At 69.1% G+C, this 13,704-nt stretch carries 13 protein-coding genes; 10 read left to right on the top strand and 3 right to left on the bottom strand.

Going from position 1 to position 13,704, the window contains the following annotated elements; all coding sequences use genetic code 11:
* Window position 1: 1 nt before the first annotated feature.
* On the bottom strand, window positions 2–484 hold the full coding sequence (locus tag P7V53_RS12120; RefSeq protein WP_280155726.1) for an Lrp/AsnC family transcriptional regulator: 483 nt from the start codon (window positions 482–484) through the stop codon (window positions 2–4).
* 129 nt (window positions 485–613) lie between these two features.
* Here P7V53_RS12120 and P7V53_RS12115 point away from each other — a divergent pair, with 129 nt between their 5' ends.
* Window positions 614–1,516: an EamA family transporter gene (locus P7V53_RS12115; RefSeq protein ID WP_280155725.1), complete on the top strand. Its 903-nt coding sequence runs from the start codon at window positions 614–616 to the stop codon at window positions 1,514–1,516.
* A gap of 24 nt (window positions 1,517–1,540) precedes the next feature.
* Here P7V53_RS12115 and P7V53_RS12110 read toward each other — a convergent pair whose 3' ends face one another.
* On the bottom strand, window positions 1,541–3,253 hold the full coding sequence (locus P7V53_RS12110; RefSeq protein ID WP_280155724.1) for a thiamine pyrophosphate-binding protein: 1,713 nt from the start codon (window positions 3,251–3,253) through the stop codon (window positions 1,541–1,543).
* 74 nt (window positions 3,254–3,327) lie between these two features.
* Here P7V53_RS12110 and P7V53_RS12105 point away from each other — a divergent pair, with 74 nt between their 5' ends.
* From P7V53_RS12105 to P7V53_RS12065, 9 genes are all read left to right on the top strand, one after another.
* Window positions 3,328–3,978: a TetR/AcrR family transcriptional regulator gene (locus tag P7V53_RS12105; RefSeq protein WP_280155723.1), complete on the top strand. Its 651-nt coding sequence runs from the start codon at window positions 3,328–3,330 to the stop codon at window positions 3,976–3,978.
* A gap of 71 nt (window positions 3,979–4,049) precedes the next feature.
* The gene (locus tag P7V53_RS12100; RefSeq protein WP_280155722.1) at window positions 4,050–5,069 is read left to right on the top strand and encodes a tripartite tricarboxylate transporter substrate binding protein; all 1,020 of its coding nucleotides are present in this window, start codon (window positions 4,050–4,052) and stop codon (window positions 5,067–5,069) included.
* A gap of 15 nt (window positions 5,070–5,084) precedes the next feature.
* Complete coding sequence (locus P7V53_RS12095; RefSeq protein WP_280155721.1) at window positions 5,085–5,600, top strand: tripartite tricarboxylate transporter TctB family protein; 516 nt, start codon at window positions 5,085–5,087, stop codon at window positions 5,598–5,600.
* Between the two features lie 43 nt (window positions 5,601–5,643).
* The gene (locus P7V53_RS12090) at window positions 5,644–7,173 is read left to right on the top strand and encodes a tripartite tricarboxylate transporter permease (protein ID WP_280155720.1); all 1,530 of its coding nucleotides are present in this window, start codon (window positions 5,644–5,646) and stop codon (window positions 7,171–7,173) included.
* Window positions 7,170–8,009, top strand: coding sequence for a sugar phosphate isomerase/epimerase family protein (locus P7V53_RS12085; protein ID WP_280155719.1), 840 nt, complete (start codon window positions 7,170–7,172; stop codon window positions 8,007–8,009). The genes P7V53_RS12090 and P7V53_RS12085 overlap by 4 nt, the downstream gene beginning before the upstream one ends.
* Window positions 8,006–9,364, top strand: coding sequence for a hypothetical protein (locus tag P7V53_RS12080; RefSeq protein ID WP_280155718.1), 1,359 nt, complete (start codon window positions 8,006–8,008; stop codon window positions 9,362–9,364). Before P7V53_RS12085 ends, P7V53_RS12080 begins: the two co-directional genes overlap by 4 nt.
* Window positions 9,365–9,376: 12 nt before the next feature.
* Window positions 9,377–10,540 (top strand): Gfo/Idh/MocA family oxidoreductase, encoded by a 1,164-nt coding sequence (locus P7V53_RS12075; protein ID WP_280155717.1) that lies wholly within the window; start codon window positions 9,377–9,379, stop codon window positions 10,538–10,540.
* A complete protein-coding gene (locus P7V53_RS12070) occupies window positions 10,537–11,724 on the top strand; it encodes a dihydrodipicolinate synthase family protein (protein ID WP_280155716.1) in 1,188 nt (395 codons plus the stop codon). Before P7V53_RS12075 ends, P7V53_RS12070 begins: the two co-directional genes overlap by 4 nt.
* Window positions 11,724–12,590, top strand: a complete 867-nt coding sequence (locus P7V53_RS12065; protein WP_280155715.1) for a sugar phosphate isomerase/epimerase family protein — start codon at window positions 11,724–11,726, stop codon at window positions 12,588–12,590. Before P7V53_RS12070 ends, P7V53_RS12065 begins: the two co-directional genes overlap by 1 nt.
* Here the strand turns inward: P7V53_RS12065 and P7V53_RS12060 are convergent, their stop codons facing one another.
* The gene (locus P7V53_RS12060) at window positions 12,591–13,592 is read right to left on the bottom strand and encodes a DUF535 family protein (protein ID WP_280155714.1); all 1,002 of its coding nucleotides are present in this window, start codon (window positions 13,590–13,592) and stop codon (window positions 12,591–12,593) included.
* Window positions 13,593–13,704 lie beyond the last annotated feature (112 nt).

Genomic DNA, 13,704 nt, shown 5'->3' with positions numbered 1-13,704 from the left:
GTCACGCGCGAGCGCGCTTTCGAGCCGGCTTGACCTCCTCGCGCCGTGCCGGCGGCATGGGTTGGTGCTGGCGCACGGCGTTGAGGATGATCGCGGTGGACGTCTCGGTCAGCATGCAGAACTTGCTGAGCACCGCATCGAGGTGCGCCACGTCGATGACCGCGATCTCGACGACCCAGCTGTCCTCTCCGGTCACGTTGTAGGCATTGACGACTTCGGGCGTCTGCTGCACGACCTTGACCATGCGCAGGTACTCCGCGCGGCCGATGCGCACGATCGCGCGGATGCCGTAGCCCAGCCGCGAGAGATCGACCGTTGCCCGATAGCCGGTGATGACGCCCGCCGATTCGAGCTTGCGCACGCGCTCGGTGACCGCAGGCTGGCTCAGGTGCACTCGCCGTCCGAGCTCGGCCATCGACAGCCGCGCATCGGCCTGCAGTTCGGCGAGGATCCTGGTGTCGTGGGCGTCGATTTCGATGTTCAAGGCAGAACCTGATCACATGGCCGGAAACGGCAGGCATTCTGCGCCGAAAACCTTCAAGATCCTATGGCTTCAGACCCCCTTGCCTTCATACCATTCGGCCCACAACGAACAATCAACCGGCCGCCTGCCATGAGTTCAATCGCCTCTGCCCGCTCCACCTCCGGCTCGCCGCTGTCGGGCCTGCTCCTGCTGTGCCTCGCCGCCACCTGGCTGGTCTGGGGCTCGACCTATCTCGCGATCAAGTTCGCGCTGCTCAGCTTTCCGCCGTTCTTCCAGATGGGCACGCGCTTCCTGGTCGCCGGCGCCGTGCTGATGGCATGGATGCGCTGGCGCGGTTCGCCTTGGCCGGCTGCCAGGCAATGGCGCAACGCGCTGGTCGTCGGCACGTTGATGCTGGGCGGCGGCATGGGCGGCACGGCCTACGCCGAGCTGACGGTCGGCTCCGGGCTGGTGGTCGCCTTCATCGCCATCGTGCCGCTGATGATCGCTGCGCTGAATCTGCTCTACGGCGTCAAGCCCAGCCGGCTCGAGCTGGCCGGCATCGTCGTCGGTCTGGGCGGCGTGCTGATGCTCACGCAGGGTGCCGGCTTCCAGGCATCGCCGGCGGGTCTGGCGGCGATCGCGATCGCCTGCATCGCCTGGTCCACCGGCAGCGTGCTGAGCCAGCGCAGCCTGCCGCTCGCGCCCGGCGCCACGGGCTTCGCCAGCGAGATGATCTGCGGCGGGCTGGTGCTGATGGCGCTGTCGCTGCTCGATGGCGAGGCGCCTCAATGGCCGCCCCAGCCGGCCGCCGTCGCGGCCTGGGTGTACCTGGTGGTCTTCGGATCGCTGATCGCGTTCAACGCCTACATGGTGCTGCTGGCGCGAGCGAGCGCCGGGCTGGCCTCGAGCTACACCTTCGTGAATCCGGTGATCGCGATGCTGCTGGGCGTGGTCGTGCTCGGCGAGGTGGTCACGCCCTTCGAGTGGATTGCCGCAGGCGTCGTGCTGGTCGGCGTGGTGCTGATGCTCCGCGGCAGCAAGACGTCGTAGGTCGGCGGTGGAGGCAAGCGGTCGTCACCCCGCACGCCGGGCTTGTGCGCCCGCACGAATGGCGGCCAGGGTCGTGCGGCTCGTGATCACGTCCGCCGGCAGCTTCAGGTGCAGCAAGGTCGGCCTGCCACTTTGCAGCGCGGCCGCGAACGCGGGCTCGAACTGCCCGGTGTTCACCACGGTGTCGGACCGCCAGCCGTAAGCCCGCGCCAAAGCCGCGAAATCCGGATTGAACAGGTCGGTGCCGCTCACCCGCGCCGGGTACTCGCGTTCCTGGTGCATGCGGATCGTGCCGTAGGTGCCGTTGTCGACGACGATGCTGATCAGCCGGGTCGCGCCGTACTGCGTCGCCGTGGCGAGCTCCTGTCCCGTCATCAGGAAATCACCGTCGCCGGCGATGTTGACCGCCGTGCGATCCGGGTAGAGCAGCGACGCCGCCACCGCGGCCGGCACGCCGTAGCCCATCGCGCCCGAGGTCGGCGCGAGTTGCGTCCTGCCGTGGTGCTGCAGCCCGGGATAGCGGCAGTACCGATGCAGCCAGCCGCTGTAGTTGCCGGCGCCATTGGTGTAGACCGTGTCGGGCGGCGCGAGGCGCTGGATCGTCTTGACGACCACGGCCATGTCGAGCGGCTCGACCTCCTGCCCGACGAGGTTGGCCTCGTAGTCGGCATGCGCGGACGCGGTCCAGGCATCCCAGGGCAGCGAGGGAGGCGGCGTCAGTGTTTCCAGGGCCTTGGCGGCGTAGGCCATCGCCGATTGCAGCATCAGGTCGGCGGCGTACACGCGGCCCAGCTCCTCGGCGCCGGCATGGATGTGGATGAGCTTCTGCGCCGGCCGCGGCGGCGCGAGCAGCGAATAGCCGCCGGTCGTCATCTCGCCGAGACGCGCGCCGACGGCGATCACCAGGTCGGCTTCGGCGATGCGCGTGGCGAGCTTCGGATTGATGCCGATGCCCACGTCGCCCGCGTAGTTCGGATGGCGGTTGTCCATCAGGTCCTGGAAGCGGAAGGCGCAGCCGACCGGCAGCTTCCAGCTTTCGGCGAAGCGCTGCAGCGCTTCGCAGGCTGCAGCGTCCCAGCCGCTGCCGCCCACGATGACGAACGGCCGCTGCGCCGCCAGCAGCATGGTGCGGACCTCTCGCAACGCACCGGGCGCGGGCCAGGCAAGCGCGGGCTCGGCGCGCGGCAGCACCGGTGCGTCGGTGGGCGAGGTGAGCATGTCCTCGGGCAGCGTGAGGACCACGGGACCGGGCCGGCCCTGCATCGCCGTGTGGAAAGCGCGCGCCACATACTCGGGCAGCCGGTTCGGGTCCTGGATCTCGCCGACCCACTTCGCGAAGCCCAGCGTGCCGGGTCCCAGCATCTGCCGGTAGTCGACCTCCTGGAACGCTTCGCGGTCGCGCTGGTCGCTCGCGACCTGGCCGATGAACAGGACCATCGGCGTGCTGTCCTGGAAGGCGGTGTGCAGGCCGATGCTGGCGTTGGTGGCACCCGGCCCGCGAGTCGCGAAGCAGATCCCCGGACGGCCGCTCAGCTTGCCTTGCGCCTCCGCCATGAAGGCCGCCCCGCCCTCCTGCCGGCACGCGATGAAGCGGATCTTGTCGCGATGCTCGTGAAAGCCGTCGAGCACGGCGAGAAAGCTTTCGCCCGGAACACCGAAGACGGTGTCGACGCCTTGGGCGACGAGAGCTTCGACAAGGGCATGGCCGGCCAGACGTCGTGAGGGATTCGCAGTCATGGAAACGAGTGTAGGTGGGTGGTACGGGTTCGACCGGATGCCCGCTATTCACCAATCGGTGAATTATGTGGACCATGGCCTCTCCCGCCGACTCCGTCGCCGAGCTTCGCACCCGCGACGCCGACCGCACGCAGCAGGAGATCCTGCGCGCCGCGACGAGCGAGTTCCACGAGCGCGGCCTCGGCGGCGCACGCATCGACAGCATCGCCGAGCGCGCCGGCATCAACAAGCGGCTCATCTACTACTACTTCGGAAGCAAGGAGGCGCTGTTCCTGTGCGTGCTGGAGCAGACCTATGCCGACATCCGCAACGCCGAGCACGCACTCCACCTGGAGACTGCCAACCCGGCCGACGCGGTGCGCCGGCTCGTCGCGTTCACCTGGAACCACTACCTCGCGCACCCGGAATTCCTCACGCTGCTGAACAGCGAGAACCTGCACCGCGCGCGCCATCTCAGGCAATCCAAGCGCATCCGCGAGTTGAACTCGCCGCTGATCCAGACGCTGGGCGACGTTCTCGAGCGAGGCCGCCGCGACGGCCAGTTCCGCGGTGGCGTCGATGCCGTGCAGCTGTACATCTCGATCGCCGGCCTGGCGTACTTCTACCTGTCAAATAACCACACGCTGTCGACCATCTTCGGCCGCGACCTGATGTCGCCGAAGGCTCTGTCCGAGCGCTTGTCGCACATCACCGAGGTGGTGATGGGCTATGTGCTGCGCGAGTGAACGCGGCCGCGGCAATTCACCGAAACGTTAACTCGAGCCGGCAAACGGCCGTTCAACCAGGAGACGACACGATGACCTTCCTTCCACACACCCTCAGGCGGCTCGGCCGTCCCGCCGCGGTCTTCGCCCTGCTCGTCGCGAGCTCGACGGCGATGGCGCAATGGAAGCCCGCCAAGCCCGTCACCATCATCGTGCCCTGGGCCGCCGGCGGCTCGACCGACCAGGTCACGCGTGTCGCGGCGGCGGAGATCGAGAAGCACCTCGGACAGAAGGTGGTGATCGTCAACCAGCCGGGCGCGTCGGGCTCGATCGGCAGCAAGAGCGCGCTGGAGGCGCCGAAGGACGGCTACACCTGGACCGCCGGCGCGGCCAAGGACCTCGGCACCTACAAGGTCCTCGGCATGCTCGACACGAGCGCCAAGGACTGGAACATGTACCTCACCGTCGCGCACATTGCGGTCGTCGGCGTCAACCCCAATGCGCCGTACAAGGACATGGGCGAGCTGCTGGCAGCGATGAAGGCCAAGCCGGGCCAGGTGAGCGTGGCCACGGCCGGCGTCAACTCGAGCGGCCACGCGGCCATCGAGGCGCTGTCGCGCGCCGCGGGCGTCACCTACAAGCACGTCACCTACGACGGCGGCAATCCCGCGGTGGTCGCCACCGTGGCGGGCGAGACCGAGGTGACGACACAGCTCGCCGCCGAGCAGACCGAGATGATCCGCGGCAAGCGCCTGCGTCCTCTGGCGGTCGTCGGCGACAAGCCGCTGGAGATCGAGGGCTACGGCACCGTGCCGCCGCTGTCGCAATTCATTCCGGGCTTCAAGGACCCGGTGAACTACTTCGGGATCTTCGTGCCGAAGGGCGTGCCGGCCGAGGTGACGGCCACGCTCGACAAGATCTGGGCCGAGCAAATGCCGAAGGCGGACGCGATGGTCAAGTACGCGCAGAACCGGGGCGCCATCTTCGCCCCGGTGGCGGGCGAGGAGGCGCAGAAGGCCGTGTTCCCTGCGATCCAGGCCTACGCCTGGACGCAGCAGGCCGCCGGCAAGGCCAAGGTGTCGCCCGACACGCTGGGCATTCCCAAGCCCTGACGCAGGACGATCGACATGCTCGAGCCCGCGTCCGAGGATCGCGTCGTTCCTCCGTCGACCGATCGGATCGACGGGCCGCTGTGGGTCGTCGTCGGCGCGGCGATCACCGTCGGCGCACTGCGCACGGAGCGTCTGCAATCGCAGGGCGTCGAATGGTTCGCCGCGCCCGGCCTTCTGCCGGGCATCCTGGGCCTGCTGATCGCGGCCACTGGCGTGCTGATCTCGCTGCGGATTCGCCGTGCCAAGCAGGTCTCGGTGCCCGAGACCGGCGAGCCCGGGGAACGCCGGCGCATCGCGATGACGATGCTGCTGTGCCTCGGCTTCGCCGCTGGCCTGGTGGGGCACGGCGTGCCGTTCGGCGTCGCGGCCATCCTGTACCTGTTCGGGCACATCGCCTTGCTGCAGTGGCATGAACGGCGTCGCAGCGGGCAGGTGGTCCGCGGGCTCCTGGTCGCCGCCGCGGTCGCGGTGGCCGCAGGCCTGGCAGTGCCTTTCGTCTTCGAGCAGCTGTTCCTGGTCCGTCTTCCCTGAGCCCGCACGGCCCCCGAAGGGATTCCCATGAGACATCGGTTCCATGCTTGACGGCCTTCGCATGCTGGGCCATTCGCTGCTCGGCTTCGCATCGTTCTGGCCGCTGCTGTATGCGCTGGGAGCGACGCTGCTCGGCATCCTGATCGGCTGCATGCCGGGTCTGTCGGCCACGCTGGCGATCGCGCTGCTGACCACGCTGACGATCAAGATGCCGCCCAACGACGCGATCCTGATCCTCATCTGTGCCTACGTCGGCACGATCTATGGCGGCAGCCGCACGGCCATCCTGCTCAACATCCCCGGCACGGCGGCGAATGCGGCGGCCTGCCTCGACGGCCACCAGCTTGCCAGGCAGGGACAGGCCGGCCGCGCGATGGGCATCGCCACCACCGGCTCCGTGGTCGGCTCGCTGTTCGGCGTGGTCTGCCTGGCACTGCTGACCCCCACGCTCGGCGAAGTGGCACTCGCGTTCGGCGCCTTCGAATTCTTCTGGCTGGCGCTGTTCGGCGTGATGATGTCCGGCAGCATCGCCGGCTCCGATCCGGTCAAGGGCTGGCTCATGGGATTTCTCGGGCTGTTCGCGACGCTGATCGGACAGGACGGCATCCACGCGGTGAACCGCTTCACGTTCGGCATCAAGGACCTCGAAGGCGGCGTGTCGCTGATCCCCGCGCTGATCGGCGCCTTCGGCTTCTCCGAGATCCTCACCGTGCTGGCCGAGCCGGCCAGCCGCGCGACCATCAATGCCGTCGACTCGGTGCTGCCGCGACTTCGCGACGTGCTGGTCTACTGGAAGACCATCCTGCGCTCCGGCGTGATCGGCGTGTACGTCGGCATCCTGCCCGGGGTCGGCGAAGACATGGCCGCATGGTCCTCGTATGCGGCAGCAAGGCGCGCCAGCAAGGAAAAGGAGAAGTACGGCAAGGGTTCGGTCGAGGGGCTCATCGCGGCCGAGACCGGCGACAACGCGTCCATCCCGGGCGGCATCATCCCGGCGCTCGCGCTCGCCATCCCCGGTTCGGCTCCGTCGGCCGTGCTGATGGCCGCGATGATCATCCACGGCGTCCAGCCGGGTCCGATGCTGATGGTGAACCAGCCGCAGTTCGTCTACGACGTCGTTGCGATGACGCTGATGGCGACGCTCGCCATGCTCTTTTTCGGGCTGTTCCTCGTGAAGCCGCTGCTGGCGATCGTGCGCATCCCCCGCGTGATCATCATGCCGGTCATCTTCGTGCTGTGCACCGTCGGCTCGTACGCGATCGCCTCGCGCCTGTTCGACGTGTACCTCATGCTCATCATCGGCGTGGGCGCCTTCTTCCTGCGCCGCCACGGCTACCCGATTCCTCCGTTCGTGCTGGGCCTCGTGCTGGGCGACATCCTCGACAAGAGCCTGCGCCGCGGGCTCACGCTGTCCAATGGCGACTTCACGCCGTTCCTCGCACGGCCGATCTGCGCGCTGCTCGCCTTCATCACGATCTTCACCATGCTGATGTATGTGCCGGCCTTCAACCGCATGGTCCACGCAAGCTGGTCGCGGGCAAAGGCGCTGGTGCGCTGGAGGGCCGTGTCATGAAGCTCGCGCTGTGCAACGAGGTGCTGCGGCACCTGCCGTTCGAATCGCAATGCGCGACGGCCGCCGCGCTGGGCTACGCCGGCCTCGAGCTGGCGCCCTTCACGCTGGCGGAAGACCCTTCGCGCCTCGGCGCAGCCGACGGCCGGCGGCTGCGCCGCATCGCGGCCGATCACGGCATCGTGCTCGCCAGCCTGCACTGGCTGCTCGCCAAGCCCGACGGGCTGTCGATCGCCACGGCCGACCCCGCACAGCATGCACGCACGGTGGACGTGCTCAAGCGGCTGGTCGACTTCGCCGCTGCCTGCGGTGCGGACGTGCTGGTCCACGGCTCGCCGACGCAGCGCGCCCCGGGACCCGGCCAGAGCATCGACGACGCGCTCGCACGGGTGGAGGCCGGTCTTGCCGAGCTCGCGCCGCACGCCGGCGCGGCGGGCGTCGTCTACTGCATCGAGCCGCTCGGGCCGTTCGAGACGCCGGTGATCAACACGCTGGCGCAGGCGGTCGCCCTGGTCGACCGCATCGATTCGCCGGCGCTGCGCACCATGCTCGACGTCAGCGCCGCTTCGCACGCAGAAGACGACGACGCACCCGCGCTGCTGCGCCGCTACCTTCCCAGCGGCCACATCGCGCACGTGCAGCTCAACGACCACAACCGCCGGGGACCCGGCCAGGGCGACACGCCCATCGTGCCGATCCTGCAGGCGCTGCGCGAGCTCGACTACCGCGGCTGGATGGCCGTCGAGGCCTTCGACTATCACCCCGACGCGATCGGCTGCGCCGCCTTCAGCGGCGGCTTCGTGCGCGGCGTGATGCAGGCCTTGGGGAGCGTGAGATGACCGCCGTCGAGCTGAAGCTGCGCCACGTGGCCCTCTTCGAGCGGCCCGTGACCTTGCGCCTGCCGTTCCGTTTCGGCGCTGCCACCGTCACACGCTGCCCGCAGGCGTTCGTTCGCGTCGAGGCAGTCGTCGGCGGCCGCACCGTGGTCGGCGCCAGCGCCGAACTCATGGTGCCCAAGTGGTTCGACAAGTCGCCGTCGCTGACGCAGGAGCAGAACTTCGAGCAGCTGCGCGAAGCGCTGCGGCTGGCCGCCGAAGCCTATGGCAGCGCGGGCGACGCGCTCACGCCTTGGGCGCTGTCGCGCCAGCTCGGCGAAGCGGCGGTCAGCCGCGGCGTGGCGCTCGGCCTGCCGCGGCTCGCCGCGCAGTTCGGGCAGGCAGTGCTCGACAAGGCGGTGGCCGATGCGGCCCTGCGCGCCGCCGACCTGCCCTGGAGCCGCGGCGTGCAGGCCGGCGTGCTGGGCGATCCGCATTCGCCGCGGCTGCGCCTGCACGAGCCGGCGCAGGTCGCGGTGCGCCACACCGTGGGCCTGGCCGACCGGCTGGTCGACGCCGACCCCGGCGCGGATCCGCACGATGGCCTGCCCGCCACGCTGGAAGCGGCCATCGCGCGCTACGGCCTGCGCCATTTCAAGCTCAAGCTCGCCGGGCGCCTCGATGCCGACATCGATCGCCTCACCCGCATCGCGCGCCTGCTCGACGCGCAGGCCGGCGACTACCGCGTCACGCTGGACGGCAACGAAACCTTCGCCGATGCCGGGTCGCTCGGCGCCTTCTGGCGGGCGCTGCGGGCCGAGCCGGGCCTGCGCGGGCTGATGCACCGCATCCTCCTGCTGGAGCAGCCGCTGCCGCGTCACATCGCGCTGCGCGAATCGATCGCCGCGCTCGACATCGCGGTGCCCGTGATCCTGGACGAATCGGACGACCACGACGACAGCTTCGACGAGGGCCTGGCGCTCGGCTACCGCGGCATCTCGAGCAAGGCCTGCAAGGGCCTGTATCGCTCGCTGCGCAATGCGGTGCGCGTCGCCCGCGAGCCGCAGAGGCTGGTGCTGTCCGGCGAGGACCTCACCTGCCAGGCCGGTCTCGCGGTGCAGCAGGACACGCTGCTGGCCGCCAGCCTCGGCATCGCGCACATCGAGCGCAACGGCCATCACTACGTCGACGGCTTCGGCATCGCGCCGACGCCCGAGGCCCAGGCCTTCGCGCAAGCCCATCCGGGCTTCTACGACGACAGCGGCGCGCGTCCCCGCCTTGCGGTGCGCGACGGCCTGCTCGATCTCCGCTCCCTGCACGTTCCCGGCTTCGCGAGCGCCGCTGCGCCATCGTGGAGCAGTCTGCAGCCCATCCTTTGAAGAGAGCCCTCCATGCCGACCCAGTCCCTCGGAATCATCATGCACGGCGTGACAGGCCGCATGGGCATGAACCAGCACCTGATCCGCTCCATCGTGGCGATCCGGCAGAAAGGCGGCGTCCCGCTCGCCAACGGCGACCGCGTCATGCCCGACCCCATTCTCATCGGCCGCAATGCCGAGAAGATCGAAGCGCTGGCGCGGGAGCACGGCATCGCGCGCTGGGGCACCAACCTCGACGCCGCCCTCGCGAATCGAAGCGACACGGTGTTCTTCGACGCCGGCACCACGCAGATGCGTCCCACCCTGCTCGCCCAGGCGATCCGGGCCGGCAAGCATGTGTACTGCGAGAAGCCGATCGCCACCAACCTCAACGAGGCGGTGGAAGTGTGCCGACTCGCCCGGCAGGCGGGCGTCAAGCACGGGGCGGTGCAGGACAAGCTGTTCCTGCCGGGACTGCGCAAGCTCGACATGCTGCGCCGCGCCGGCTTCTTCGGTCGTCTGCTGGCGGTGCGCATCGAGTTCGGCTACTGGGTGTTCGAAGGCGACCTGCAGCCCATCCAGCGGCCGTCTTGGAATTACCGCGCCGAGGACGGCGGCGGCATCATCCTCGACATGCTGTGTCACTGGCGCTATGTGCTGGACAACCTGTTCGGCGAGGTGAAGTCGGTGTCGTGCATAGGCGCCACCCACATCGCGCAGCGCTGGGACGAGTCGGGCCAGCCGTACAAGGCGACGGCCGACGATGCGGCCTACGCGACCTTCCAGCTGCAAGGCCACGGCGGAGAGGACGTGATCGCGCAGGTCAACAGCTCCTGGTGCACCCGCGTGCGGCGCGACGACCTGGTCACCTTCCACGTCGACGGCACCCACGGTTCGGCGGTGGCCGGGCTCACCGAGTGCCGCAGCCAGTCGCGCGTGAACACGCCCAAGCCGGTGTGGAACCCCGACGTCGAGCAGACCCTGCCGTTCTTCGAGCAGTGGCAGGAGGTGCCCGACACGCAGGTCTACGACAACGGCTTCAAGCTGCAGTGGGAGCACTTCATCCGCCACGTGGTCGAGGATGCGCCCTACCGCTGGACGCTGCCCGAAGGCGCGAAGGGCGTGCAGCTGGTGGAAGCGGCGCTGCAAAGCTGGAAGGAAAGGCGCTGGATCGACGTGCCGGAGCTTTCGCTATGAGCCTCGTCCTGCAAATGCCCCAGGCCGACGGGCGGTTGCAGCCGTACACGCTCAGCGGCCGCGCGCCGTGGACCGCACCGGCGAAGCCGCGCTTCAACCGCATCGCCTATTCGGCCGCGCATGTCGTGGCCGACCCACGCGCAGCCAACGATCCGTGGCTCGATTGCACGATCGACTGGGACACGACCATCGCCTACCGGCGGCGCCTGTGGTCCATGGGCCTGGGCGTCGCCGAAGCGATGGACACGGCGCAACGCGGCATGGGTCTCGACTGGCCGACATCGCTGGAGCTGATCCGCCGCTCGCTGGACGCGGCGCGCGACATGCCGGGCGCTCGCATCGCATCGGGCTGCGGCACCGACCACCTCGCGCCCGAGACAGTGCACAGCGTCGACGACGTGATCCGCGCATACGAAGAGCAGATGGCCGCGATCGAGCGCCTCGGCGGCCGGCTCATCCTGATGGCCAGCCGGGCGCTGGCGCGAGCCGCAAGCGGCCCGCACGACTACGAGCGCGTCTACGACCGCGTGCTGCGCCAGGCGCGCGAGCCGGTCATCCTGCATTGGCTGGGCGACATGTTCGACCCGGCGTTGCGCGGCTACTGGGGCCACGCCGAAGCCGATGCCGCGATGGAGACGGCGCTCGCCGTCATCGCGGCGCATGCCGACAAGGTGGACGGCATCAAGATTTCGCTGCTCGACAAGGACAAGGAAATCGCGATGCGCCGCCGGCTCCCGCCCGGCGTGCGCATGTACACCGGCGACGACTTCAACTATGCCGAGCTGATCGCCGGCGACGGCGTCGGCGCCGCGCCGACGCAACAGCACAGCGACGCGCTGCTCGGCATCTTCGACGCGATCGCCCCGGCGGCGAGCGCTGCGCTCGCCGCGCTGGCATCGGGCGACAAGGCCGGCTTCCACGAGATCCTCGCGCCGACGGTGCCGCTGTCGCGTCACGTCTTTCGAGCACCCACGCGCTTCTACAAGACCGGGGTCGTGTTCATGGCCTGGCTCAACGGCCACCAGGACCACTTCCTGATGGTCGGCGGGCAGCAGAGCGCACGCTCGCTGATCCACTTTGCCGAGCTGCTCCGGCTGGCCGACGCGGCCGGCCTCATCGAGCAGCCGGAGCTCGCGGCCCGGCGCATGAAGACGCTGCTGGCCTTGCACGGCATCGAATCCTGATGCGCGACTTCTCCGCTGACCATCGCTGGCTCTCCATCAACACGGCGACCGTGCGGGCACAGTGGCCGCTGGACCGCATCGTCGACGAATGCGCGCGCCGCGGCATCCGCGCCATCTCGCCGTGGCGCGACCAGGTGGCCGCGGTCGGTCTGCAAGCCGTCGCGCGGCAGATCCGCGACCTCGGCCTGGCGCTGTCAGGCTATTGCCGCGGCGGCATGTTTCCGGCATCGACCCGCGAAGCCCGGCAGCTCGCGCTGGAGGACAACCGCCGCGCGGTCGACGAGGCGAAGACGCTGGACGCGCCTTGTCTCGTGCTGGTCGTCGGCGGTCTGCCCGGCGCCCTCGCCGGGCGGCCCGAGCACAAGGACATTGCCGCCGCTCGCCAGGAGGTGCGCGACGGCATCGCCGCCACGCTGGCATACGCGCAAGACGTCGGCATGCCGCTGGCCATCGAGCCGCTGCATCCGATGTACGCCGCCGACCGCGCGTGCGTCAACACGCTGGAGCAGGCCCTCGATCTGTGCGATGCGCTCGATCCTTCACGCAGCGGTGCGCTGGGCGTCGCCGTGGACCTGTACCACGTGTGGTGGGATCCCAAGCTGCAGCAGCAGATCGCCCGCGCCGGTCGCGAGCGCCTGCTGGCCTTTCACGTCTGCGACTGGCTGGTGCCGACCCGCGACCTTCTGAACGACCGCGGGATGATGGGCGATGGCGTCATCGACATCCCGCGCATACGCGGCTGGGTCGAGGACGCAGGGTTCGCGGGCTACAGCGAGGTCGAGATCTTCTCGAGCGAGAACTGGTGGAAGCGCGACGGCGGCGAGGTGCTCGCCACCTGCATCGAGCGCCACCGCTGTGCGGTGTGATCAGAACACCATCGCGAGCGACATCAGCGTCGACAGGTGCGGCATGAGGTGGTGCAGAACGTGCGCGCCGGCACCCGCGTTGCGGTTCTTTCTGTCCCGCACGTACAGCGCGGCGATGGCGGCGGCGCCGGAGGAGATCTCCGACCAATGGCGGCGCCGCTCGATGGCGCGTCCGCGGTGCTTGGCCTTGACGCTGGACAGCGGCGGCGGCACCAGCGGCACGGGCATCAGATAGGCCTGGCGACACTGTTCCACGCCGCCGAACGACTTCCAGAAGTCGCAGTAGGAGCTGCGAAAGCTGGACGCGTAGCGCTCGTCGAACGCAATCTGGCAGTCGTGCCGGATGCCCGCGAGGTGCGGCTTGCCGTTCGCCTCGGCGATGCCGTGCATGGCCGCGAGGCAGAAGTAGGACGGCGAGTTCTGCGGGAAGTCCTGGCGGAACTGCACGACGGGCGCCGTGTCGTGGTGCGCCGACTGGTTGCGGGTGATGAACGGCACCACGTCGCGGTCCAGGCCGAGCAGCTCGCCCGGAACCCAGGCGAAGGACATCTCGTTGAGGCAGTGGCCGTCGGCAAGCAGCACGACGCTGATGCCTCCCTCGTGGCGCAGGTCGGTGGTCGCCCGCAGCACCAGCGCATAGCGCCGGCTATCGACACGGCGCGACCACAGCGTGAGGCCCTGGTGGTGATACACCGCCTCCTTGTAGGCGGCGGTGTAGCTCTGACCCTCGTAGCGGTAGTGCGTCAGGGCGCAGTCGATGCGCTCGCGAAAGCTCAACTCGGTGGACAGGTAGTGCCGGTGGCTGATGTGGAACAGCGCATCGCCCTGGCCGTCGTCGCTGACGTACTTGTCGACGATTTCGAGGGCCAGCAGCTCTCGGTGCTTGCGGTACGTGAACACGGCGCGTGCCGCGCCGATGAAGCGAACGCAGGCGTCGAGCCATCCGTCGGCATGCCGCGCCGCGACGAATACACCGACCAAGTGTTTCCAGAGCAACAACATCGACTGATCCTCCCTGCGCCCTGCCTCGCTCGTGCGGGCCATTCCTTGCCGGTCGGCGGGCTGCAGACGTGCGATCTTCAAGCCATTTCAGGCCCATGGGATTGCTTCTCTC

This window comes from Piscinibacter sp. XHJ-5 (genome assembly GCF_029855045.1).
Lineage (GTDB): Bacteria > Pseudomonadota > Gammaproteobacteria > Burkholderiales > Burkholderiaceae_C > Albitalea.
Note: the sequence above shows the minus strand (reverse complement) of the source record. Positions and strands in the feature narration are given on the sequence as shown.

Bases quoted from the DNA above. Each gene is read 5' to 3' on its own strand.
- P7V53_RS12080 (WP_280155718.1), top strand. From the start codon at position 8,006: ATGACCGCCGTCGAGCTGAAGCTGCGCCACGTGGCCCTCTTCGAGCGG.
- P7V53_RS12085 (WP_280155719.1), top strand. From the start codon at position 7,170: ATGAAGCTCGCGCTGTGCAACGAGGTGCTGCGGCACCTGCCGTTCGAA.
- P7V53_RS12090 (WP_280155720.1), top strand. From the start codon at position 5,644: ATGCTTGACGGCCTTCGCATGCTGGGCCATTCGCTGCTCGGCTTCGCA.
- P7V53_RS12095 (WP_280155721.1), top strand. From the start codon at position 5,085: ATGCTCGAGCCCGCGTCCGAGGATCGCGTCGTTCCTCCGTCGACCGAT.
- P7V53_RS12075 (WP_280155717.1), top strand. From the start codon at position 9,377: ATGCCGACCCAGTCCCTCGGAATCATCATGCACGGCGTGACAGGCCGC.
- P7V53_RS12110 (WP_280155724.1), bottom strand. From the start codon at position 3,253: ATGACTGCGAATCCCTCACGACGTCTGGCCGGCCATGCCCTTGTCGAA.
- P7V53_RS12115 (WP_280155725.1), top strand. From the start codon at position 614: ATGAGTTCAATCGCCTCTGCCCGCTCCACCTCCGGCTCGCCGCTGTCG.
- P7V53_RS12065 (WP_280155715.1), top strand. From the start codon at position 11,724: ATGCGCGACTTCTCCGCTGACCATCGCTGGCTCTCCATCAACACGGCG.
- P7V53_RS12105 (WP_280155723.1), top strand. From the start codon at position 3,328: ATGGCCTCTCCCGCCGACTCCGTCGCCGAGCTTCGCACCCGCGACGCC.
- P7V53_RS12100 (WP_280155722.1), top strand. From the start codon at position 4,050: ATGACCTTCCTTCCACACACCCTCAGGCGGCTCGGCCGTCCCGCCGCG.
- P7V53_RS12070 (WP_280155716.1), top strand. From the start codon at position 10,537: ATGAGCCTCGTCCTGCAAATGCCCCAGGCCGACGGGCGGTTGCAGCCG.
- P7V53_RS12060 (WP_280155714.1), bottom strand. From the start codon at position 13,592: ATGTTGTTGCTCTGGAAACACTTGGTCGGTGTATTCGTCGCGGCGCGG.